This window comes from Tomitella fengzijianii, from assembly GCF_007559025.1.
GTDB lineage: Bacteria > Actinomycetota > Actinomycetes > Mycobacteriales > Mycobacteriaceae > Tomitella > Tomitella fengzijianii.
This window is the reverse complement of record NZ_CP041765.1, coordinates 3,580,279-3,599,673: the sequence shown is the minus strand read 5'-3', so window position 1 is coordinate 3,599,673 and position 19,395 is coordinate 3,580,279. Positions and strand designations below refer to the sequence as shown.

General features: G+C 71.1%; 20 protein-coding genes. 13 read left to right on the top strand and 7 right to left on the bottom strand.

Going from position 1 to position 19,395, the window contains the following annotated elements:
* Window positions 1-102 precede the first annotated feature (102 nt).
* Window positions 103-480 carry an RNA-binding S4 domain-containing protein gene (locus FO059_RS16320; protein ID WP_143910005.1) on the top strand — a complete coding sequence of 126 codons (378 nt, stop codon included), beginning with the start codon at window positions 103-105 and terminating at the stop codon, window positions 478-480.
* A 125-nt stretch (window positions 481-605) separates the two neighbouring features.
* Here FO059_RS16320 and FO059_RS16315 read toward each other — a convergent pair whose 3' ends face one another.
* Both FO059_RS16315 and FO059_RS16310 read right to left on the bottom strand, forming a co-directional pair.
* Window positions 606-800: a hypothetical protein gene (locus FO059_RS16315; RefSeq protein ID WP_143910004.1), complete on the bottom strand. Its 195-nt coding sequence runs from the start codon at window positions 798-800 to the stop codon at window positions 606-608.
* A gap of 225 nt (window positions 801-1,025) precedes the next feature.
* A complete protein-coding gene (locus FO059_RS16310; RefSeq protein ID WP_143910003.1) occupies window positions 1,026-1,745 on the bottom strand; it encodes an alpha-isopropylmalate synthase regulatory domain-containing protein in 720 nt (239 codons plus the stop codon).
* Between the two features lie 239 nt (window positions 1,746-1,984).
* Here FO059_RS16310 and FO059_RS16305 point away from each other — a divergent pair, with 239 nt between their 5' ends.
* From FO059_RS16305 to FO059_RS16290, 4 genes are all read left to right on the top strand, one after another.
* The gene (locus FO059_RS16305) at window positions 1,985-2,539 is read left to right on the top strand and encodes a hypothetical protein (protein ID WP_143910002.1); all 555 of its coding nucleotides are present in this window, start codon (window positions 1,985-1,987) and stop codon (window positions 2,537-2,539) included.
* A 74-nt stretch (window positions 2,540-2,613) separates the two neighbouring features.
* Entirely contained in the window at window positions 2,614-3,801 is a 1,188-nt protein-coding gene (locus FO059_RS16300; protein ID WP_143910001.1) for an ATP-binding protein, read from the top strand.
* Between the two features lie 234 nt (window positions 3,802-4,035).
* Window positions 4,036-5,196 carry a VIT1/CCC1 transporter family protein gene (locus FO059_RS16295; RefSeq protein ID WP_143910000.1) on the top strand — a complete coding sequence of 387 codons (1,161 nt, stop codon included), beginning with the start codon at window positions 4,036-4,038 and terminating at the stop codon, window positions 5,194-5,196.
* A gap of 406 nt (window positions 5,197-5,602) precedes the next feature.
* Window positions 5,603-7,042, top strand: a complete 1,440-nt coding sequence (locus FO059_RS16290; protein ID WP_143909999.1) for a glucose-6-phosphate dehydrogenase — start codon at window positions 5,603-5,605, stop codon at window positions 7,040-7,042.
* On the opposite strand, the gene FO059_RS16285 is transcribed toward FO059_RS16290, so the two are convergent.
* Window positions 6,984-8,069 carry an Lrp/AsnC family transcriptional regulator gene (locus FO059_RS16285; RefSeq protein WP_143909998.1) on the bottom strand — a complete coding sequence of 362 codons (1,086 nt, stop codon included), beginning with the start codon at window positions 8,067-8,069 and terminating at the stop codon, window positions 6,984-6,986. The genes FO059_RS16290 and FO059_RS16285 overlap by 59 nt on opposite strands.
* Window positions 8,070-8,192: 123 nt before the next feature.
* On the opposite strand from FO059_RS16285, the gene FO059_RS16280 reads away from it, so the two are divergent.
* On the top strand, window positions 8,193-9,779 hold the full coding sequence (locus FO059_RS16280) for an MFS transporter (RefSeq protein ID WP_233266667.1): 1,587 nt from the start codon (window positions 8,193-8,195) through the stop codon (window positions 9,777-9,779).
* Window positions 9,780-9,840: 61 nt separating this feature from the next.
* Here FO059_RS16280 and FO059_RS16275 read toward each other — a convergent pair whose 3' ends face one another.
* Both FO059_RS16275 and FO059_RS16270 read right to left on the bottom strand, forming a co-directional pair.
* Window positions 9,841-10,713 carry a DUF3159 domain-containing protein gene (locus tag FO059_RS16275; RefSeq protein ID WP_199256968.1) on the bottom strand — a complete coding sequence of 291 codons (873 nt, stop codon included), beginning with the start codon at window positions 10,711-10,713 and terminating at the stop codon, window positions 9,841-9,843.
* Between the two features lie 156 nt (window positions 10,714-10,869).
* Window positions 10,870-11,499: an LON peptidase substrate-binding domain-containing protein gene (locus tag FO059_RS16270; RefSeq protein ID WP_143909997.1), complete on the bottom strand. Its 630-nt coding sequence runs from the start codon at window positions 11,497-11,499 to the stop codon at window positions 10,870-10,872.
* 174 nt (window positions 11,500-11,673) lie between these two features.
* Between FO059_RS16270 and FO059_RS16265 the strand changes: the two genes are divergently transcribed.
* Entirely contained in the window at window positions 11,674-12,687 is a 1,014-nt protein-coding gene (locus FO059_RS16265; protein ID WP_143909996.1) for an aldo/keto reductase family protein, read from the top strand.
* A 3-nt stretch (window positions 12,688-12,690) separates the two neighbouring features.
* The gene (locus tag FO059_RS16260) at window positions 12,691-13,629 is read left to right on the top strand and encodes an aldose 1-epimerase family protein (protein WP_143909995.1); all 939 of its coding nucleotides are present in this window, start codon (window positions 12,691-12,693) and stop codon (window positions 13,627-13,629) included.
* A 15-nt stretch (window positions 13,630-13,644) separates the two neighbouring features.
* Here the strand turns inward: FO059_RS16260 and FO059_RS16255 are convergent, their stop codons facing one another.
* Complete coding sequence (locus FO059_RS16255) at window positions 13,645-14,346, bottom strand: helix-turn-helix transcriptional regulator (protein ID WP_143909994.1); 702 nt, start codon at window positions 14,344-14,346, stop codon at window positions 13,645-13,647.
* A gap of 96 nt (window positions 14,347-14,442) precedes the next feature.
* Here FO059_RS16255 and fdxA point away from each other — a divergent pair, with 96 nt between their 5' ends.
* From fdxA to FO059_RS16230, 5 genes are all read left to right on the top strand, one after another.
* Window positions 14,443-14,790, top strand: a complete 348-nt coding sequence (gene fdxA / locus FO059_RS16250; protein ID WP_143910844.1) for a ferredoxin — start codon at window positions 14,443-14,445, stop codon at window positions 14,788-14,790.
* A 158-nt stretch (window positions 14,791-14,948) separates the two neighbouring features.
* Window positions 14,949-16,181, top strand: a complete 1,233-nt coding sequence (locus tag FO059_RS16245; protein ID WP_143910843.1) for an acyl-CoA dehydrogenase family protein — start codon at window positions 14,949-14,951, stop codon at window positions 16,179-16,181.
* Window positions 16,182-16,309: 128 nt separating this feature from the next.
* Window positions 16,310-16,966, top strand: a complete 657-nt coding sequence (locus tag FO059_RS16240) for a TetR/AcrR family transcriptional regulator (RefSeq protein WP_143909993.1) — start codon at window positions 16,310-16,312, stop codon at window positions 16,964-16,966.
* Between the two features lie 182 nt (window positions 16,967-17,148).
* Window positions 17,149-18,234, top strand: coding sequence for an S-(hydroxymethyl)mycothiol dehydrogenase (locus tag FO059_RS16235; RefSeq protein WP_143909992.1), 1,086 nt, complete (start codon window positions 17,149-17,151; stop codon window positions 18,232-18,234).
* Window positions 18,231-18,860 carry an MBL fold metallo-hydrolase gene (locus FO059_RS16230; RefSeq protein WP_143909991.1) on the top strand — a complete coding sequence of 210 codons (630 nt, stop codon included), beginning with the start codon at window positions 18,231-18,233 and terminating at the stop codon, window positions 18,858-18,860. The genes FO059_RS16235 and FO059_RS16230 overlap by 4 nt, the downstream gene beginning before the upstream one ends.
* An 80-nt stretch (window positions 18,861-18,940) precedes the next feature.
* Here the strand turns inward: FO059_RS16230 and FO059_RS16225 are convergent, their stop codons facing one another.
* The gene (locus tag FO059_RS16225) at window positions 18,941-19,324 is read right to left on the bottom strand and encodes a PLDc N-terminal domain-containing protein (RefSeq protein WP_143909990.1); all 384 of its coding nucleotides are present in this window, start codon (window positions 19,322-19,324) and stop codon (window positions 18,941-18,943) included.
* Window positions 19,325-19,395 lie beyond the last annotated feature (71 nt).

Here is a 19,395-nt window from a genome sequence, read left to right as displayed (position 1 = left end):
CCTGCCCGGCAGTGGGGGCACGCGAGGGGGCGTTGCCTGCGGTGCGTCAGGGGCTTCGGGGAGAATGGCCGTCAGCGACGGCGCGAGAACGGAGGGACGCGGATGGCGGACGGCACCTGCCGGGTGGACAGCTGGTTGTGGTCCGTGCGGCTGTTCAAGACCCGGGCGGCCGCCTCCACGGCGTGCAAGGGCGGCCACGTGCTGGTCAACGGCACCGTCGTGAAGCCTGCGCGGCTGCTGGCGGTGGGCGACGAGGTCCGCGTGCGTGCCGCGGACCGCGAGCGGATCGTCGAGGTCGCCCGGCTGATCACCAAGCGGGTGGGCGCACCCGTGGCGGCCGAGTGCATGATCGACCGCAGCCCGCCGCCGCCCCCGAGGGAGCACCGCGCGGCAGTGCCGGTGCGCGATCGCGGCTCCGGCCGCCCGACCAAGCGCGACCGCCGCGAGATGGAACGGCTGCGCGGACGCCGGGACGGGTAGCGGTAGCGATCCGCGGGCGGCACTACGCGAACCCCGCGGGACCGGCGCGCATGCCGCCGGTCCGGAAACGCTTCTGCCTGCCGCCCGTACGGGCGGCAGGCAGAAGCGGAAGACGCGGTACGCGGCTAGTCGTTGTGCCCGGTGTGCGCGTCGGTGGTCTTGACCTCGGCCTTGCCGGATTCGCCGGGGGTCTTCCAGTTGTTCATGAAGTCCGGCTTGATCGACACGATGAGCAGCAGCAGCGACGTCAGCGCTGCGATGACGACGGACGCGATGATGACGATCGTGCCCAGGCCCGACATGAATTCAGTTGCGTCCACAGGTCATCCTCCACGGCCGATAAACATGGCGCCGACGGTGCGGGCGCCGAGTAGCGGGGTAGTACCGCAGCCGGGTGGTGGGCACCGGCGTGCCGTACATTCGCCGATCAGCCTACGCGGTGCGTCGTAGATCCCCTAACGGGATCCCCCGAAATGGCGCGACCGGCCGGGCCCAGGGCGCATCGATCCCGGTGTTCTGCCCGGTTGGTCGACCAGGAGCGCCGCCTATCGGACCTCGCTCACGCGGTTTGCGGCGGCGATGAAGGCGTCGACGATCGACTCTGCGGTGGTCTCGCCGATGCCCATCGCCCACCGGCGCTGATAACCGCGCGAGCATTCGAGGAACGTGGCGATCCTCGTGCCCGCCCGCTGCTGGTGGAACGAGTTGATCTCCAGCGGGTATCCGGCCTGGTAGACGATCGCCGTCATCGCGGAGATCGTGCCGACGCCGGTGGCCTCCAGCGTGCGGTTCTCGCCGTCGACGCGCACCCGTGCGGTGATCGTCCGGTGCGCCGAGCCTGTGCGCCGAGCGGTGAAGTCGTTCAGGACGAGGGGGCCGTCGGCGGGACGGAACGCGGCGAGGAACGTCTCCCAGTCCATGTGCGCCGCCGCGTCGCGCATGCCCTTGGGCAGGGGGCGGCCGAAGCGTGCGGAGAACGGGTCCGCCGGGCAGGTGCCGACCGTGCCGGCGTCGAGGCACTCCGTGCACGGTTGCGTCGTGGTCCGGTCGCGCAGGCCCGACGTCCGGCAGCCGCATCGGCGGGTGCGCTGCATGCCGGTGCGCGGTGTGGCGGGGTGCGGCAGGCCGCGCTTCTGGGTGAAGGCGCGGAACTCGCGGAGCGGACGTGAACTGCGGCCGGACTCGTCGTCGGTGAATGCCTGGCCGTCCGCGATGGAACGGGCGTCGAAGGCTGAATGGACTTCGGTGAAGGGCTGAGCGTTCATGATGCGGTCTTCCTTGACGAGAAAGGGTGACCGACGGTGTAGCTCAACGACCCGCAGCGAGGGGTCGGTCGAATCAGACCCCGCTACGGCGGTGAACTACGAGAAGTCGCTTCATGCCTCAACCGTACCGCCGACCGGCGCGGCAGGGCAATGGCCGCGGGATCCGTCGCCGCATGGGGGCCGCCGGACGGTGTCCGCCGTCACGGCGCGCGGGCTCCGCCGGGCCTAGAATCATGGCCGTGACTGCAGGTACGCGGGGTGACGGGGTGATGGAGCGCGATGCCCGGCCGTCGGGCGGGGCGCGGGGTGAAGAGGCCCGCGCGGGCACTGTGTCGCTGCGGTTCGCCCGCTGGTCGCTGCCGTTCATCGCCGTCGGCGCCGCGGCGGTCGTGGGGGCCGGCGTCCTGGCGGCCGCCACCGCGTCGCGCCCGACCGAGTTCACCGTGTGGGCGAACGCGTACCTGGTGCTGGTGGTGGGCGTCGTGCAGATCGTGCTGGGCCTCGCGGCGGGTGTGCTGGCCGTGCGGCCGGCGGGTGCGGCGGTCGTGGCGTCGGCCTTCGTCCTGTTCAACGCGGGCAGCGCGCTGGTGATCACGGGGACCGGCCTCGACGGCGTGGTGGGCTGGAACGTCGCGCTGGTCGACGTGGGCGGCGCGGCTCTCATTCCGGCCATGGGGCTGTTCCTGTACCTGGTGCGCGGCGCCCGCAGCGGCGCCTGGCTGCACCTCTACCGCATCGTCGTGGCCGTGATCCTCGTCAGCATGCCCATCGGCCTGATCCTGGCGCGGATCTGACCGCTTTCTAAATTCTTCTAGGACACGCGCAAGAGAGAACCATAATCACGTAGCGCCGTTGTTACCGTCGGTTCATGGACCCGGTACGCAACCCCTACGCGCCCGGCGCGGGCCAGCGTCCACCCGAGCTCGCGGGGCGCGAGAAGCAGATCGACGCGTTCGACGTGGTGCTCGAGCGCATCTCCCGCGGCCGCCCCGAGCGCAGCGTCATGCTCACCGGGCTGCGCGGCGTCGGCAAGACCGTGCTGCTCAACAAGCTCCGTTCCGCGGCGATCGCGCGCAAGTGGGGCACGGGCAAGATCGAGGCGCGCCCCGGCCAGGATCTGCGCCGGCCGCTGTCGTCGGCGCTGCACATGGCCGTCCGCGAGGTGGCGCCGGCGCACCGGGACCCGGAGCAGGTGGAGCGGTTCCTGGGCGTGCTCAAGTCGTTCGCGTTGCGCGCCACCGCGGACAAGGCCATGCGCGAGCGTTGGCAGCCCGGCATCGACGTCCCCGCGGTGAAGGGGCGGGCCGACTCCGGCGACATCGAGATCGACCTCGTCGAGCTGCTTCTCGACGCCGCCGAACTCGCGCGCGACGTGGGCGTGGGCATCGCGGTGTTCATCGACGAGATGCAGGACCTGGCGCCGGAGGACGTCTCGGCCATCTGCGGCGCCTGCCACGAACTCAGCCAGGGCGGCGCCCCGCTGATCGTCGTGGGCGCCGGGCTTCCGCACCTGCCCGCGGTGCTCTCGGCGTCGCGCAGCTACTCCGAGCGGCTGTTCGCCTACCACCGCATCGACCGGCTGGACCGCGAGTCCGCGGACCGCGCGCTCACCGTGCCCGCCGGGTGGGAGGAGGTGGAGTTCAAACAGGACGCGCTGGACGCGCTCTACGAGGCCGCCGACGGCTATCCGTACTTCGTCCAGGCATACGGCAAGGTGGTGTGGGACCAGGCGGCGGCCAGCCCCATCACCACCGACGACGTGCGGGTGGCGTCGCCGCTGGCGGAGGACGAGCTGGCGGTGGGGTTCTTCGGCTCCCGCTACGAGCGCGCCACCCCGGCCGAACGCGAGTACATGCGGGCGATGGCCGACGTGGCCGGAGACGACGGGCAGGTGGCCACGGCGCTGATCGCCAAGGAGCTCGACCGCAAGCCCGCCTCGTTGTCCCCCGCGCGCGACGGACTCATCAAGAAGGGGCTGATCTATTCCGCCGAGCGGGGCGCCATCGGCTTCACGGTGCCGCACTTCGGAAGATACCTGCGCGCCCAGGCTGATTGAGCCTCAGGCGGATTGACGCCCGCGCCGGACACCGCGCCGGCCGATTTCCTGCCAGTGTCTGGCGGCCCTGGGGATTTCGGCTCCCCGAACTCGCGGGGACGCACATCCGCACGCGTCGGCGCCGGTGACGGGTGGTCCGGGCGCGGAAACCTCGGCGGTAGCGTCGCCGTTCATGGATGATCCGGTGAGGCGGCCGCACTCCCGGCGAGCGGGCGCGGCAGGAGGTGACGCGCGGTGACGGAACAGCGCATCGGCGCCTCGCCGGCCCAGGTCAAGCGCCGGCGCAAACGGCTGGCGGACGAACGCGCGGAGGCCGGCCTGTACCGCAAGCTGGCGCAGCGTCGAGAGGGCAACGACCGCGAGATCCTCAACGCGCTCGCCGAAGCCGAAGAACGGCACATCGCGCACTGGGAGCAGTTGCTGGGCGACGAGGCCGGGCCCGTGGGCCGCGGGGGCGTGCGGCTGCGCGTGCTGGGGTGGCTGGCCCGATGGTTCGGTTCGGTGTTCATCCTGGCGCTGGCGCAGCGGGCCGAGAACCGCTCGCCGTACGACGTGGACCCCGACGCCACGCCCGCGATGGCCGCCGACGAGCGCGTCCACGAGGAGGTGCTGCGCGGGCTCGCGGCGCGCGGCCGCGCGCAGGTGTCCGGCACCTTCCGGGCCCTGGTGTTCGGCGCCAACGACGGACTGGTGAGCAACCTCGCGCTCATCCTCGGCGTGAGCGCAGGCGGGGTGGCGGCGGGGACGGTCCTGCTCACGGGCATCGCCGGACTGCTGTCCGGGGCGTTGTCGATGGCCGCGGGCGAGTTCCTGTCCATCCGGTCGCAGCGCGAGCTGATCGAGGCGTCGCAGCCCAACTACGACACCGTCGAAGTGCTCGAGCACCTGGACGTGGACGCCAACGAACTGCCGCTGGTGTACCGGGCGCGCGGCATGGACGCGGACGAGGCGCAGGCGCACGCCGACGACGTGCTGGCGCGGCTGCACGGGACCGGCCGCAAGCGCGGCGGCGGCAAGCGCGCCGGGAAGATCAGCAGGTCCGCGGCCGTGCGGCTGCTGCGCGGAGTCCGGCCCGGCGATGTGGACGCGGGTGCCGGAGACGACGAGCCGGATGTGGTGGGCTCGGCGGGCGGGGCGGCGGTGTCGAGCTTCTGCGCCTTCGGATTCGGCGCCCTCGTCCCCGTGCTGCCGTACCTGTTCGGTCTGACGGGCTGGACCGCGATCGCCGTCGGAGTGGTGTTGGCCTCGCTGGCGTTGATGATGACGGGCGCCATCGGCGGGATGCTCTCCGGTGGGCCGCCGCTGCGTCGGGGGGTGCGGCAGCTGGCTATCGGGCTCGCCGCCGCGCTGGTCACCTACGGGCTGGGGCTCGGGATCGGCGGGGTCGTCGGCTGAGGCGGCCGTTCTTGGTGCGGCCCTCCTCCGCGGCGCGCGCCGTTTGGCCTGGCTGCCCTTGTTCCGCGCGCCGTTTCGCCTGGCTGCCCTTGTGCCGCGCGCCGATCATCCTCATGCGCGCGCATTGTCCCGGCGTGTCGCGGCAACCAGCGCGCGGCGCGGCAAGAGGCGCGCGGCAGGGGGAGCCGGCTCCCGACAACCAGCGCGCGGCGCGGCAAGAGGCGCGCGGCAGGGGGAGCCGGCTCCCGGCAACCAGCGCGCGGCAGGGGGAGCCGGCTCCCGGCAACAGGCGCGCGGCAGGGGGAGCCGGCGCGGGCAACGGGCGCGGGGAACCGGCGCGAGCGCCTGCGCGGACGCGGCCCGGTGATTACTGTGGGCGGCAGTCGAGCCGAAAGCGGAGGTCAGCGTGTCGAATCCGGAGGGCGCAGTCGACGGGGGGCGGGGCCGGGCGGGGGTGTTCGTCATCTTCGGCATCACCGGCGACCTGGCGAAGAAGATGACGTTCCGCTCGCTGTACCGGCTCGAGCGCCGGGGACTGCTGGACTATCCGCTGATCGGCGTTGCGGCCGACGAGTGGACTGTGGATCAGCTGATGGACCGCGCCCGCTCGGCCATCGCCGACACCGGCGAGGAGCTGGACGAGGACGTGTTCGCGCGGTTCGCCTCCCGCTGGAGTTACCTGGCCGGTGACGTGACCACCCCCGAGGTGTACCGCCGCCTCGGTGAGGAGATGGCACGCGTACGGGTGCAACGGCGGCCCGGCGCCCTGTTCTACCTGGAGATGCCGCCGAGCCTGTTCGGCACCATCGTGGAGCACCTGGCGCAGGCCGGCCTCACCGAGGGCGCGTCCATCGCGGTGGAGAAGCCCTTCGGTCACGACCTGGAGTCGGCGCGCGCCCTGAACGAGCGGCTGCACCGGGCGGTCGACGAGGGGCAGCTGCTGCGCGTGGACCACTTCCTGGGCAAGGAGCCGGTGATCGAGCTCGAGTTCATGCGGTTCGCCAACCTCGCGTTGTCGCGGCTGTGGGATCGCGATTCGGTCACCTGCATCCAGATCACGCTGGGCGAGACCTTCGGCGTGGAGGACCGGGGCCACTTCTACGACCCGGTGGGAGCGCTGCGCGACGTGGTGCAGAACCACCTGATGCAGGTCCTGGCCCTGGTGACGATGGACCCGCCGACGGGTGCATCCGATGACGATCTGCGCGACAAGAAGAGCGAGGTCTTCCGCGCGATGCCCGCCGTCCTGGCGTCGGAGGCGGTGCGCGGACAGTACTCGGGCTACCGGCGGATCGACGGGGTGGCGGACGGGTCGACCACGGAGACGTTCATCGCGCTGAAGCTGGCGATCGACAACTGGCGCTGGGAGGGCGTGCCGGTGTTCATCCGCGCGGGGAAACGCCTGGCCGCCACCGCCACCGAGGTGCGCCTGTTCCTGCGCAACACCCCGCGCCTGCCGTTCCTGCCGGGCCTCGACTCGGCGGCCGACAACCAGGTGGTGCTGCGCATCGACCCGGACGCGGCGATGCGGCTCGAGCTGGTGGCCTACGACGACGGCACCTGGAAGAAGGTGCCGCTGGAGACGGCGTTCGCGCGGGAGCTCGGCGAACCTCTGGAACCCTACGAGCGGCTTCTGCACGCGGCGCTCACCGGCGACCATCGGCTGTTCGCCCGGCAAGACGCGGTGGAGGAGACCTGGCGGGTGCTGGAGCCGCTGATCGATGCGCCGCCGGCGGTCGTCGAGTACGCCCCCGGCAGTTGGGGTCCGCCGGAGGCCGACGACCTGGTCAGCGGTTACCCCTCCTGGCAGGAGCCTTGGCTGGGCGAGCCGGGCCTGCCGGACTGACCGAGAGCCTGCCGTCCACGACGTACGCACCGGCCTGTTTGACGTGCCGCAGCATCGGTGTCACCTCGTAGCCGGTGATCCCGTCGAGCGGTCCCAGTGAGTCGGTGACGAAGCGGTAGGCGTCGTCGAGTGTGGCGGTGGAGAGCGTCGCCATGATGTTCGCGGGCCCGGTCAGGGCCGCGGCGAACGGGACCGCGGGGTGCGCGGCGATCGCGTGGCCGACGGCGTCGAGCCGTCCGGGCGCGACGGTCAGCCACACCACCACCGGCGCGGCATTGCCGGTGGCGGCCGGTGCGATGTCCACGTCCAGATAGATCACGCCCGAGGCCAGGAGGGCGTCGACGCGGCGGCGCGCCTTGCCCAGCGTGGTGCCCGCGGCCCGGGCGAGCGCGGAGTATTCGGCGCGCCCGTCGAGCACCAGGGCGTCGAGTATCGCCGCGTCCCCGTCGTCCGGCGACCAGGCATGGCGCGGGCGGCGCGTGGCCTGGCCGGCCGCCGGCACGGGCGCGGCCCGCACGTGCCGCACCTGATCCGCGGTGAGCATGTCGCGCCAGCCCTGCCAGTCCGCGGGGTCCTCGCCGGCGAACGAGTGGAGGATGGCCGCCGCGGACACGTCGATGACGGGGGTGGTCTTCGGCAGTAGCCGTACCAGCAGGTCCTCCGCGTCACGGTCGCTGTGTGCGCTGAGGTTGAACGTCACCTCCCAGCCGCCGGAGATGATCGTCACCCAGGAGACGTCGTCGCGCCGGGCGAGGGCCTCCGCCACCGCTTGCGCCCCCTCCGGGCGGCAGCGGACCCGCACGATCCACGTGGTGAACCCGAGGGCGCGCGCGTGGAAACCGGCGGTCACCCGCATCAGTCCTGCACGGTTCAGGCGCCGGAACCTGCGCGCCGCGGTCTGCTCGGAGAGCCCCAGCGCGCTGCCGATGAGGCTGAACGGCGCGCGCGGCCGGAGCTGCAACGCGCGCACGATCTGCTTGTCCACCGTGTCCAGGTCTGCGGAAACGTGCATCCGTTCGTCGCCCATGGCGGAAATTGTCGCAAACAGGCCCTCAGTGCGGTTCGGGTGGCGATGGGCGCGGACACTGGTTCGTCGGAGAAGCGCCGGTGAGCCGCCGCGCGCCGAGGTCACGCGAGGAGGGGCCGTCAGGTGGACAATACAAAGGTGGGTGGCGTGGCGCACGGTTCCGATGCAGGGAAGGACGCTGCTGCGGCGCGCGGTTCCGGGGCGTCGGGCACCACGATCGGGCGCCACAACATCTGGACCCTGCTGGTGGTCTGCGCCGCCACGTTCATGCTGCTGCTGGACGTGACGATCGTGACGGTGGCGCTGCCGGACATCCAGCACGAGCTGTCGGCGAGCTTCACGGAAGTGCAGTGGGTGATCGACGCCTACTCGCTCACCCTCGCGGCCCTGCTGCTGGTGTCCGGCTCGCTCGCCGACCGCTTCGGCCTGCGGAAGGTGTTCACCATCGGCCTGGCCGTGTTCACGGGGGGCTCCGCGTTGTGTGCGGGGGCGCTGGACCCGACGATGCTGGTGATCTCGCGCGCGGTCCAGGGCATCGGCGGCGCGATCCTGTTCGCCACGTCGCTGGCGCTGCTGGCGGTGAATTTCCACGGCAAGGCGCGGGGCATCGCGTTCGGCGTGTGGGGCGCCGTCACGGGGGTCGCCACCTCGCTGGGGCCGGTCCTGGGCGGGGCGCTCACCACGGGGGTCAGCTGGCGCGCCATCTTCTGGATCAACATTCCCATCGGGGTCATCGCGATCGTGGCGACGCTGCGCTACTTGTCGGAGACCAAAAGCCCGCACGCGGCCCGCCCGGACTGGGCCGGCGCCGCCACGTTCACGGCCGGCCTGGTGGCGCTGGTGTACGGGTTGATCCGCGCGGGCCAGGAGGGCTGGACGGACGGTGCGGTGCTCGGCTGCTTCGCGGCTGCGGTGGTGCTGCTGGTGGCCTTCGTCGTCGTGGAACGGCGCGTCGCGCATCCGATGTTCGACCTGTCGCTGCTGCGGATCCCGACGTTCCTCGGCGGCTCGATCGCCGCGTTCGCGATGAACGGCTCGCTGTTCGCGATGTTCCTCTACATCGTCATCTACCTGCAGAACGGCCTGGGCTACTCCGCGTTCGAGACCGGCGTGCGGATGCTCCTGGTCTCCGGCATGACGTTGGTGGCCGCCACCATCGCGGGGCGCGCGTCGGCGCATCTGTCCACCAAGTGGCTCATCGGGCCGGGCCTGGCGCTGGTGGCCGTGGGCATGTTCCTGATGCTGGGGCTCGACGCCGGCAGCGACTGGACGCATTTCATCGCCGGGTTCCTGGTGGCGGGCCTGGGCGCGGGTCTGGTGAACCCGCCGCTGGCGTCCACGGCGATCGGAGTGGTCGCGCCGCAGCGCTCGGGCATGGCCTCCGGTATCAACAACACCTGCCGTCAGGTCGGCATCGCCGTGGGCACTGCGGTGTACGGCACGATCTTCGCCACGTCCATGCGCGACGCGCTGGAGGGTGCCGGCGAGGCCGGCCGGGGCGCGGAACTGGCCGGTGCGGTGCAGCACGGCAGCGTCGACGCGATCGTCGGCTCCGCACCGCCGGAGCAGCAGGAGTCGCTGGCTCACGAACTGCTGGGCGGATTCGCCACCTCGATGGACGACCTGCTGCTCACCGGCGGGATCGTGGCGCTGGTGGGGGCGGTGCTCGCGTTCGTGCTCATCCGGGCGCGGGACTTCGTGCAGTCGTAGAGCGGGCGGCGCCGGATCTCGCCGACCGAGTGGAACTTGGTCGACGGGCAGGCGCGCCCCGTCAGCGGCCGTCTCCCGCGTCAGTGGTGCGCTCCTTCTCGAGGTCGCGCCGCAGGACCCCGGACAGCACGACGCCGACGACGATGAAGGCGATGCCCAGCCACGTCGGCGCCGCGTCCAGGACGAGGCTGATGATGCCGATGGGGATGAACCACACGGTGAGCGGCGCGAACAGCTCGGTCACCGGGGGTGCGGGCTGGTCGGGCGTGCCGCCCGCTCGGGTTATGGCGTGGGCACGGGCGTGGTCCGGGTACCAGGCGGTGAACTCCACGGCCATCAGCATGGCGCCGACCTGGATGACCCAGCCGGTCCAGATGTCGTTGTTGTCGCCCAGCACGTAGTCGCCGTAGAACCCCGCCGCGGAGGAGACGAGGAACGCGAGCGCCCACGCCCCGGTGATCACGTAGTTGATGCGCAGGAACACCGGGCTGTCCCAGAGTTCGCGGGGCGTCTGCTCGCGCGCGTATTGCAGGGTGAACGGCAGGCGGATGGCCATCGAGCCCAGGACGATGACGGTCAGCGAGATGTTGGAGATCTCGCCCAGCCAGATCTCCAGCCAGTCCACCGTCTGGTCGCCGACCGTGAACACGACGATCAGCAGGATCAGGAAGTACAGCGCGCTGACCGAGGTGAGCAGCTTGACCGACCGCCCCTGGACCCGGTCGAGGATGAGGAAGCCGATGGCGAACAGCAGGCCGACGAGTACGGCCCACTGCGTGCGGCCGGGGCCCTCGAAGACGCCGAGGATGATCCACGGCACCATCCCGACGAAGGGGCCGGAAAGCGCCTGATCCAGGCGCGTGCGGAGTGTGTGTGCGCCGGTGCCGGGCGCGTCACCGGTTGCGCGCCCGGAGACCGCGGGTTCGGAGCTCATGGGGTTCCCCGTACGTGGGTCGGAATGTGAGCGGCTGACTGCAGACTCGTCGCATGAAGGCTATTCGGCTTGAATTATTGCGCACCGGGGGCGGCGATGGAAGGGCCTCGGCGGATTCGCGCGAAGAATCCGGTCGACCGCACGGGTCCGGGAAAGTCAGGCCAGCTGGAAGTCGACGATGGACTGCACGCCGGCGACAGCCTCGCGCAGCGCGTCGCGGCGTTCCACGATGCCGGGCGCGGCCAGCACCGACTGCCGGTCCGACTGCCCCATCGGCACCTGGGCGGCCAGCGCGTAGAGGCGGTCGCCGGGGTCCATAGGCAGCTCGTCGAACCGGGGCGGCGGGGGCGACTGCGCGTCCTGCTTCTGCGCCAGCCTGTCGATGGCGCTGTAGAGGTCCGCGATGTCGGAGACGAGGGAACTCATGTCCACGTGGGGCGGGCCGGGCTCGTCGGGCCAGTCGCGCACCTCCGCGCGCGGATAGGGGTCGTCGTCGAGCCAGCGGACCACGGTGATGCGGGACTCTGCGATGCACTCGACAAGGTGCCGCCCGGGCGCGATGCCGCGGTGCCCGGTGATCCGCATCCGGGAGCCGACGGCCATGCGTGCGTCGCCGCCGCCCACCTCGGAACCGCGTTCGATGAGCACGCTGCCGAACAGTGGGCCGCCGGGGGCGTCCAGGCAGTCCTCGAGCAACTGCCGGTAGCGCGGCTCGAAGACGTGCAGCGGCAGGCGTTCGCCGGGGAGCGCCACGCCGCCGAGCGGGAACATCGGCAGAGTCTGCATGGCTTCCAGCATGCCGCATGCGGGCCCGCGGTCATGACTATTCGCCGCCTGCCGGGCGTGACCGTGATTACCGTGGTCGGCGGGGAGGTATACGGGTGGGTGACGACGGACAGAGACGCGCAGAGACGGTCAGAGAAGCAGAGAGACGCGGCAGCGGTGAAGGGAGAGGGACGGATGGGCTACAGGTTCTTGGGCGACAGCGGGCTGAAGGTGTCGGAGATCGTCTACGGCAACTGGCTCACGCACGGCTCGCAGGTGGAGAACGAGGTGGCCACCGAGTGCGTGCACGCGGCGCTCGACGCGGGCATCACCACCTTCGACACCGCCGACGTCTACGCGGCCGGGCGCGCGGAGGAGGTGCTCGGCGCGGCGCTGGCGGGGCAGCGGCGCGAAGCGCTGGAGGTCTTCACCAAGGTGTACTTCCCGATGGGCCGCGGACCCAACGCGACCGGGCTGTCGCGCAAACACATCCTCGAGGGCATCGACGGCTCGCTGCGCAGGCTGGGCATGGACTACGTGGACCTGTATCAGGCGCACCGCTACGACCATGAGACGCCGCTGGAGGAGACCATCGAGGCGTTCGCGCACGTCGTCCGCTCGGGGAAGGCGCTCTACATCGGCGTGTCGGAGTGGTCGGCCGAGCAGCTCGGCGCGGGGCAGGAGCTGGCCCGGCAGGCGGGCTTCCGCATCGTGTCCAACCAGCCGCAGTACTCGATGCTCTGGCGGGTGATTGAAGACCGGGTGGTGCCTGTATCCCGCTCACTCGGGATCTCGCAGGTGGTGTGGTCGCCGATGGCGCAGGGGGTGCTGACGGGCAAGTACCGGCCCGGCTCCGCGCCGCCGGCGGGTTCGCGCGCCACCGACGACAAGGGCGGCCGGGACATGATCGCCCGCTTCCTGGAGCCGGAGGTGCTCAGCGCGGTGCAGCGCCTGCGTCCCGTGGCCGACGACCTGGGCGTGACCATGTCGCAGCTGGCCGTCGCGTGGGTGCTGGCCAACGACAACGTGGCGTCGGCGCTTGTCGGGGCGTCGCGGCCGGAGCAGATCGCCGAGAACGTCAAGGCAGCGGAGGTGACGCTCACCGACGAGGTTCTGGCGGCCGTCGACCGTGCACTGGAGCTCGACGGGGCGCAGGTGATCGAGCGCGACCCGGCGAAGACCAAGAGCCCGTCGCACAGGCTGGCGTGAGCGATGCCTGACGGGCCCGGGGCGCTGCCACGGTTCGTGCCGTCGGGACGGCAGTGGGAGATCCGCCACGCCGGCCTGCGCGCGGTGATCGTGGAGGTCGGCGGCGGCATCCGCACGTTGACCTCCGGCGAGCGCGACGTGCTCGAGGGGTATCCGGTCGGGGCGATGTGCGACGGCGCGCACGGGGCGCCGCTGATCCCGTGGCCCAACCGGCTGGCCGACGGGCGCTACACCTTCGACGGCGCGGAGCATCGGACGGCGCTCACCGAACCGGCCCGCGGCAACGCGATCCACGGGCTGCTGCGCTGGCGGCCGTACGCCCTGCGCCGGGAGGCCGCGGACGCGGTGACGGTGGGCGCTGTCGTCCACCCTTCGCCGGGGTACCCCTTCGCGCTCGACGTGGAGATCGAGTACCGGCTGGACGACGGCGGCCTCACGGTGGCGACGACCGCCCGCAACGTAGGCCCGGACGCGCTGCCCTACGCGCACGGCCAGCACCCCTACCTGTCCGCGGGGACGGGCACCCTGGACCGGTGCGTGCTCGAGTTCGACGCCGCCACGCGGATCCTCGTCGATGACCGGCGGGCGCTGCCGTCCGGGTCCGAACCCACCGAATGCACCGACTACGACTTCCGCGGGGGCCGGATCCTGGGTGCGCTGCGGCTGGACGACCCGTTCACCGATCTGCGGCGCGACGGGCGCGGGCTCTCGTGGGTCCGGCTGACCGGGGGCGACGGGCGCACCGTCGAGCAATGGGCGGACGCGGCCTTCGGCTGCCTGCAACTCTTCAGCGGTGACACGCTGGCACCGGGGCGTCGGCGCACGGCGCTGGCCGCCGAGCCGATGACGGCCCCGCCGAACGCGTTGGCCACCGGCGAGTCGGTGGTGCGGCTGGAGCCGGGGGAGCGGTTCATCTCCGTGTGGGGCGTGCGGCTGGTGTGACGGACTGCGCGATGCCTACGCGTCCGCGGCGCCGCCCCCGCGGATGACGGCCCGGCACGTGGTGGGGGTGACCCACGGTTCGATCTCCTCGGTGTGGTGGTCGACCTTGAGGTGGTCGAGCGCCCCGCGCAGCAGCCCCAGGTGGATGCGGCAGACGATGGCGGGTTTCTCCCGGGCCACCGCGCCGAAGGGGCATTCGTGCAGGGTGATCTCCGCGGAGTCCTCGTCGGCGTCCATCGTGTGGTCGGCCTCGAACCCGAGCTCGGTGAACAGCGCGTTGATCTTGCCGGCCGCGGCCCCCAGTCCGGCGGGGCCGTCATCGAGTGCGCTGCCGTTCAGGCTCTGCTCCGCCCACCGGTAGCCCGCGATCTCGGCCCTGTCCGCGGCGCTGGCGCCGTCCTCGGCGTCGAGCGCGATGAGCAGCAACCGCGACAGCTCGATGTACGGGTCTTCTTCCTCCGGGCGCGCCTGGGCCACCGGCGAGTACATCAGCCGCGGCCGCCCGCGGCCGTTGCTCGGTGCCGGGCGTGAGGTGATGAGCCCGGCGCCGATCAGCGCATCGAGGTGAAAACGCACTGTGGTGACGTGCAGGTCGCACTCTTCGGCGAGGCGGTGCGCATCGAGAGGTTCGTCGGCGCCGCGGATGTGATCGAGCAGCGCTACGCGGCTCGGCGATGCGAGCGCCGAGTGGGTCCTGGCGCGAGATGAAGCAGCCATGTGTTTATTCTGCACCACAAGTTTTAAATATGATCTTTATTGAGTAAAATCGGCGTCGGGTCGACGGTGCAGCCGGCCCCGGAGGAGGTCGGCCCCATGGCGTACGTCATCGCAGAACCGTGCATCGATGTGATGGACCGTGCCTGCGTCGAGGAGTGCCCCGTCGACTGCATCTACGAGGGCGGCAGGTCGCTCTACATCCACCCGGACGAGTGCGTCGACTGCGGCGCCTGCGAGCCGGTGTGCCCCGTCGAGGCCATCTTCTACGAGGACGATGTCCCCGGGGAGTGGAACGACTACGTTGCGGACAACGGCCGCTTCTTCGAGGAGGCGCTCCCCGGGCGCGACGCACCCCTGGGGTCGCCCGGCGGCGCCGCGAAAACCGGGCCGACGGGGGTCGATACGGCGCTCGTCGCCGGGTTCCCGCCGCGCGACGAGGGGTGAACGCTGCGCGGTGAGGGGGAGTGGGCAGAGGCGGCCCGACCGGCGGTCCGGGCTACCCCGGAGGGTGCGCGCACCGAGGTGAACGTGTTCTAATCCGGGGTGACGGTGTTCACGCCGGGCCACCCGCGCCCGGCCTTCGGCGAGCGGAGCGGATGCAGATGTACGAGTGGTCCGAGACCGACTTGATGGTGCGCGACACGGTGCGCGGTTTCATCGACAAGGAGATCAAGCCGATCTCCGACCGCCTTGAGAGCGGCGAGTTGCCCCCGTTCGACGTGCTCCGCAAGCTGTACGAGACGTTCGGGCTGGCGGACATGGCGCGCACCGCCCTGGAGCGTGCGCTGGCCAAGGAGGCCGGCGAGCCGGTTCCGGAGGACGATTCCGGGCAGGGCGGCTACGGCGGCGGCGGCAGCTCGATGAGCGTGATCCTCAACAGCGAGCTGGCCAAGGTGAGCCTGGGGCTGGTCGCGTCGATGGGCGTGTCGGTGGGCCTGACGGTGGGGACCATCCGCAGCCGCGGCACGCTCGCGCAGAAGAAGCGCTGGCTGCCGGAGCTCGTCACGTTCGAGAAGGTCGGCGCGTGGGCGATCACGGAGCCGGACTCGGGCTCGGACGCCTTCGGCGGGATGAAGTCGACGGTGCGCCGCGACGGCGAGGACTACATCCTCACCGGTCAGAAGACCTTCATCACCAACGGCCCCTACGCGGACACCGTCGTCGTGTTCGCGAAGCTCGACGAGGGCGACAAGTCGGTGGACCCGCGCGACCGCAAGGTGCTCACCTTCGTACTGGACTCCGGCATGGAGGGGTTCGCGCAGTCGAAGCCGATGAAGAAGATGGGCATGAACTCCTCGCCCACCGGCGAGCTGTTCTTCGACAGCGTGCGGCTGACCCCGGACCGGCTGCTGGGGGAGAGCGAGGAGGTGGCCAAGAGCTCGGGCAAGGATTCGGCCAAGGACAGCTTCGTCGCCGAGCGGGTGGGCATCGCGTCGCTGGGCCTGGGCATCATCGAGGAGTGCCACGGTCTGTGCATCGAGTACGCGAAGGCCCGCACGCTCTGGGGCAACCCCATCGGCAGCTTCCAGCTCATCCAGCTCAAGCTGGCGGAGATGGAGATCGCGCGTATCAACGTGCAGAACATGGTCTTCAGCGCGATCGAGCGGATGAACGACGGCCACAGGATCACGCTGTCCGAGGCGTCCGCGATGAAGCTCTACGCATCGCGCGCCGCCACCGAGGTCGCCATGGAGGCCGTGCAGCTGTTCGGCGGCAACGGCTACATGAGCGAGTACAAGGTGGAGCAGCTGGCGCGCGATGCCAAGTCGCTGATGATCTACGCGGGGAGCAACGAGATCCAGGTGACGCACATCGCCAAGGGGCTGCTCGCGTAAGGAATTCCCGGTGCGGCCGTTCCCGCGTGCCGCCTCGTGCGGTCCGCGGGGACGGCGCTTCGAAATTGGGTTGGACGTCCGTCTCGTTAAGTACTGACTTTGTCCGCTTTGTGCCGTAACCTGAGATCATGACCGAGCGTCTTTCCGAGCGTCGATATCGTGGGCTTCCGCCAGAGGTGCGGCAGGCGGACCGTCGTCGACGATTCCGGGAGGCCGGGCTCGATGTGTTCTCCGATGCCGGCTACATGAGCTCGTCCGTGCCGGAGATCTGCCGCGTCGCGGGGTTGTCCACCCGCCAGTTCTACGAGGAGTTCACCTCACGCGAGGGCCTGCTGCTGGATCTGTTCCAGCGCATCAACGAGGAGGCGCGCAGCCTGGTCTCGCAGGCGATGCGCCAGGTGGACGGCGAGGACGTGCGAGCGCACGTGGTCGCCGGGGTCACCGCCTACATCCGGGCGCTCGGCGACGACCCGCGCCGCGCCCGCGTGGCCCTCACCGAGGCCGTGGGCGTCAACCAGAACGTCGACCACGAGCGGGAGCGTCAGCGCGCGGAGTGGACGGTGCTGATCGAGACCGCGGGCCGGGAGATCATGCCGGAGGGGAGTACGCCGCTGGGCGGCTACCACACGGCCATGGTCGCCTACGCCGGCGCGGTCAACGCGGTGGTGGCCGACTGGGCCAAGGGGGAGCCGCGGTCGCCGCTGTCCGAGGTGACGGACGTTCTGGTGCCGCTGCTGACCGCCGTGCTCAGCCTCGGCTGCAAGCAGGACGCAGGCGCAGCCTGAACGTACAGCCTGAGCCCGCAGCCTGAGCTGCTTCTGAGGCGAGCGGGCGCGGCACCTTAGACCGCGCGGTGGGGTCTCGCAAGGCCGTGGCGCGGGCCCTCCGGTGATGAGACGATGACGATGAGCAGCCCGGGTACGCCCCCGCGGCTGGCCCCGTCCGACCGTCTTGGAGGTCCACACCAGTGTCGCAGCAGGTTCAGGGTGTCATCGCGCGCGCCAAGGATGCGCCCGTCGAGCTCGTCCCGATCACGATCCCGGATCCGGGCCCGCATGACGTGGTGGTGCGCGTGCAGGCGTGCGGCGTCTGCCATACGGATGTGACGTACCGGGACGGCGGCATCAACGACGAGTTCCCGTTCCTGCTGGGCCACGAGGCCGCGGGGATCGTGGAGACGGTCGGCTCCGAGGTGGGGCACGTGGCCGTCGGCGACTTCGTCGTCCTCAACTGGCGGGCCGTGTGCGGCGAGTGCCGGGCCTGCAAGCGCGGTCGCCCGTGGTACTGCTTCGACACGTTCAACGCCTCCAAGTCGATGACCCTCGCCGACGGCACCGCACTGACCCCGGCCCTCGGCATCGGCGCATTCGCGGAGAAGACGCTGGTCCACGAACTCCAGTGCACCAAGGTGGACCCGCAGGCGGATCCGGCGGTGGCGGGCCTGCTGGGCTGCGGAGTGATGGCGGGCCTCGGCGCCGCGGTCAATACCGGCGGTGTCTCGTTGGGCGACACGGTCGCCGTCATCGGCTGCGGGGGCGTCGGCGACGCCGCGGTGATGGGTGCACGGCTGGCGGGGGCGTCGACGATCATCGCGGTCGACCGCGACCCCAAGAAGCTCGAGTGGGCGAAGGATCTCGGCGCCACGCACACCATCGACGCCTCGTCGGTCGACGTGGTGCAGGCCGTGCAGGACCTCACCGGCGGGTTCGGCGCGGACGTCGTCGTCGAGGCCGTCGGCCGGCCGGAGACCTACGAGCAGGCCTTCTACGCGCGGGACCTCGCCGGCACCGTGGTGCTGGTGGGCGTGCCCACCCCGGACATGCGGCTGGACATGCCGCTGGTGGACTTCTTCTCCCGCGGCGGCGCGCTCAAGTCCGCCTGGTACGGGGATTGCCTGCCCGAGCGCGACTTCCCCCGGTACGTGGACCTGCACCTGCAGGGGCGGCTGCCGCTGGACAAGTTCGTCACCGAGCGCATCGGGCTCGGCGACGTGGAGCAGGCCTTCGCTGCGGTGCACGAGGGCACGGTACTGCGATCGGTGGTGGTCCTGTGAGCGCGTTGCGCATCGACCGTGTGGTCACGTCCGGGCAGTTCTGCCTGGACGGCGGCTGCTGGGACGTCGACAACAACATCTGGCTGGTGGGCGACGGCGCCGAGGTGCTCGTCATCGACGCGGCGCACGACGCGGCCCCCATCGCGGCGGCCGTCGGCAACCGCAAGGTGACGGGGGTGCTGTGCACGCACGCGCACAACGACCACATCACCGTGGCGCCGGAGCTGGCCCGCCGCTTCGGCGCGACGATCCTGCTGCACCCCGACGACGACGTGCTGTGGCGCAAGACCCACCCGGGCGTGGAGTACAAGCCGCTGCACGACGGCCAGCGGATCCCCGTGGCCGGCACGTCGCTGGAGGTCATGCACACCCCGGGGCACTCGCCCGGTTCGGTGTGCCTGTACCAGCCGGCGAAGGCGGCGCTTTTCAGCGGCGACACGCTGTTCCAGGGCGGCCCCGGGGCGACGGGCCGGTCCTACTCGGACTTCCCCACGATCATCGCGTCGATCAGCGAGCGGCTGCTCACCCTCCCCGGCGAGGTGCAGGTGCACACCGGGCACGGCGAGGGCACGTCGATCGGCGCCGAGGCCCCGCACCTGCAGGAGTGGATCGACCGGGGGCACTGACGGCGGTCAACGGCACTGGACGACGGTCCGGCCGCCGCGTACCCCGGGAGCGGGGTGCGCGGCGGCCGGACCGTCATGTGTCAGGCGAGCGCCTTGGCCTTGAGCGCCGCGAACTCCTCGGCGGTGATCGATCCCGCGTCGAGCAGCTGCTGCGCGTCCGAGATCTGCTGCGCCGGTGAGGTGCCGGCAGTCTGCTTGATGTAGGCGTCCTGCGCGTCCATCATCCTGGCCGCCGCCGCGCGCGACCGCCCGGCCATCCCGCCGCCGCGGACCACCAGGTACACCAGCGACGAGATCAGCGGGAAGATGATCAGGACGACCACCCAGATCGCCTTGACCCAACCTGACGTCTCGTGGTCCCGGAACAGGTCCCCGAAGATCGTGAACAGCAGCATCAGGTAGACGACGAAGGCGACGCTGATGAGGATCAGCCAGAACACGTCCAGGAATGTCGACGACGACATGGTAGTCACTCCTCTTCAAAGGGGTACGCACACCGCACGTCTGTCCGGCACCTTCAGCCTCGCGCGCTGAT

Coding starts and splice junctions, on each gene's coding strand:
- FO059_RS16320 (WP_143910005.1), top strand. CDS start 103: ATGGCGGACGGCACCTGCCGGGTGGACAGCTGGTTGTGGTCCGTGCGG.
- FO059_RS16310 (WP_143910003.1), bottom strand. CDS start 1,745: ATGAACGCTCAGCCCTTCACCGAAGTCCATTCAGCCTTCGACGCCCGT.
- FO059_RS16300 (WP_143910001.1), top strand. CDS start 2,614: ATGGACCCGGTACGCAACCCCTACGCGCCCGGCGCGGGCCAGCGTCCA.
- FO059_RS16285 (WP_143909998.1), bottom strand. CDS start 8,069: ATGGGCGACGAACGGATGCACGTTTCCGCAGACCTGGACACGGTGGAC.
- FO059_RS16275 (WP_199256968.1), bottom strand. CDS start 10,713: ATGAGCTCCGAACCCGCGGTCTCCGGGCGCGCAACCGGTGACGCGCCC.
- FO059_RS16270 (WP_143909997.1), bottom strand. CDS start 11,499: ATGCAGACTCTGCCGATGTTCCCGCTCGGCGGCGTGGCGCTCCCCGGC.
- FO059_RS16265 (WP_143909996.1), top strand. CDS start 11,674: ATGGGCTACAGGTTCTTGGGCGACAGCGGGCTGAAGGTGTCGGAGATC.
- FO059_RS16260 (WP_143909995.1), top strand. CDS start 12,691: ATGCCTGACGGGCCCGGGGCGCTGCCACGGTTCGTGCCGTCGGGACGG.
- FO059_RS16255 (WP_143909994.1), bottom strand. CDS start 14,346: ATGGCTGCTTCATCTCGCGCCAGGACCCACTCGGCGCTCGCATCGCCG.
- fdxA (WP_143910844.1), top strand. CDS start 14,443: ATGGCGTACGTCATCGCAGAACCGTGCATCGATGTGATGGACCGTGCC.
- FO059_RS16245 (WP_143910843.1), top strand. CDS start 14,949: ATGTACGAGTGGTCCGAGACCGACTTGATGGTGCGCGACACGGTGCGC.
- FO059_RS16240 (WP_143909993.1), top strand. CDS start 16,310: ATGACCGAGCGTCTTTCCGAGCGTCGATATCGTGGGCTTCCGCCAGAG.
- FO059_RS16225 (WP_143909990.1), bottom strand. CDS start 19,324: ATGTCGTCGTCGACATTCCTGGACGTGTTCTGGCTGATCCTCATCAGC.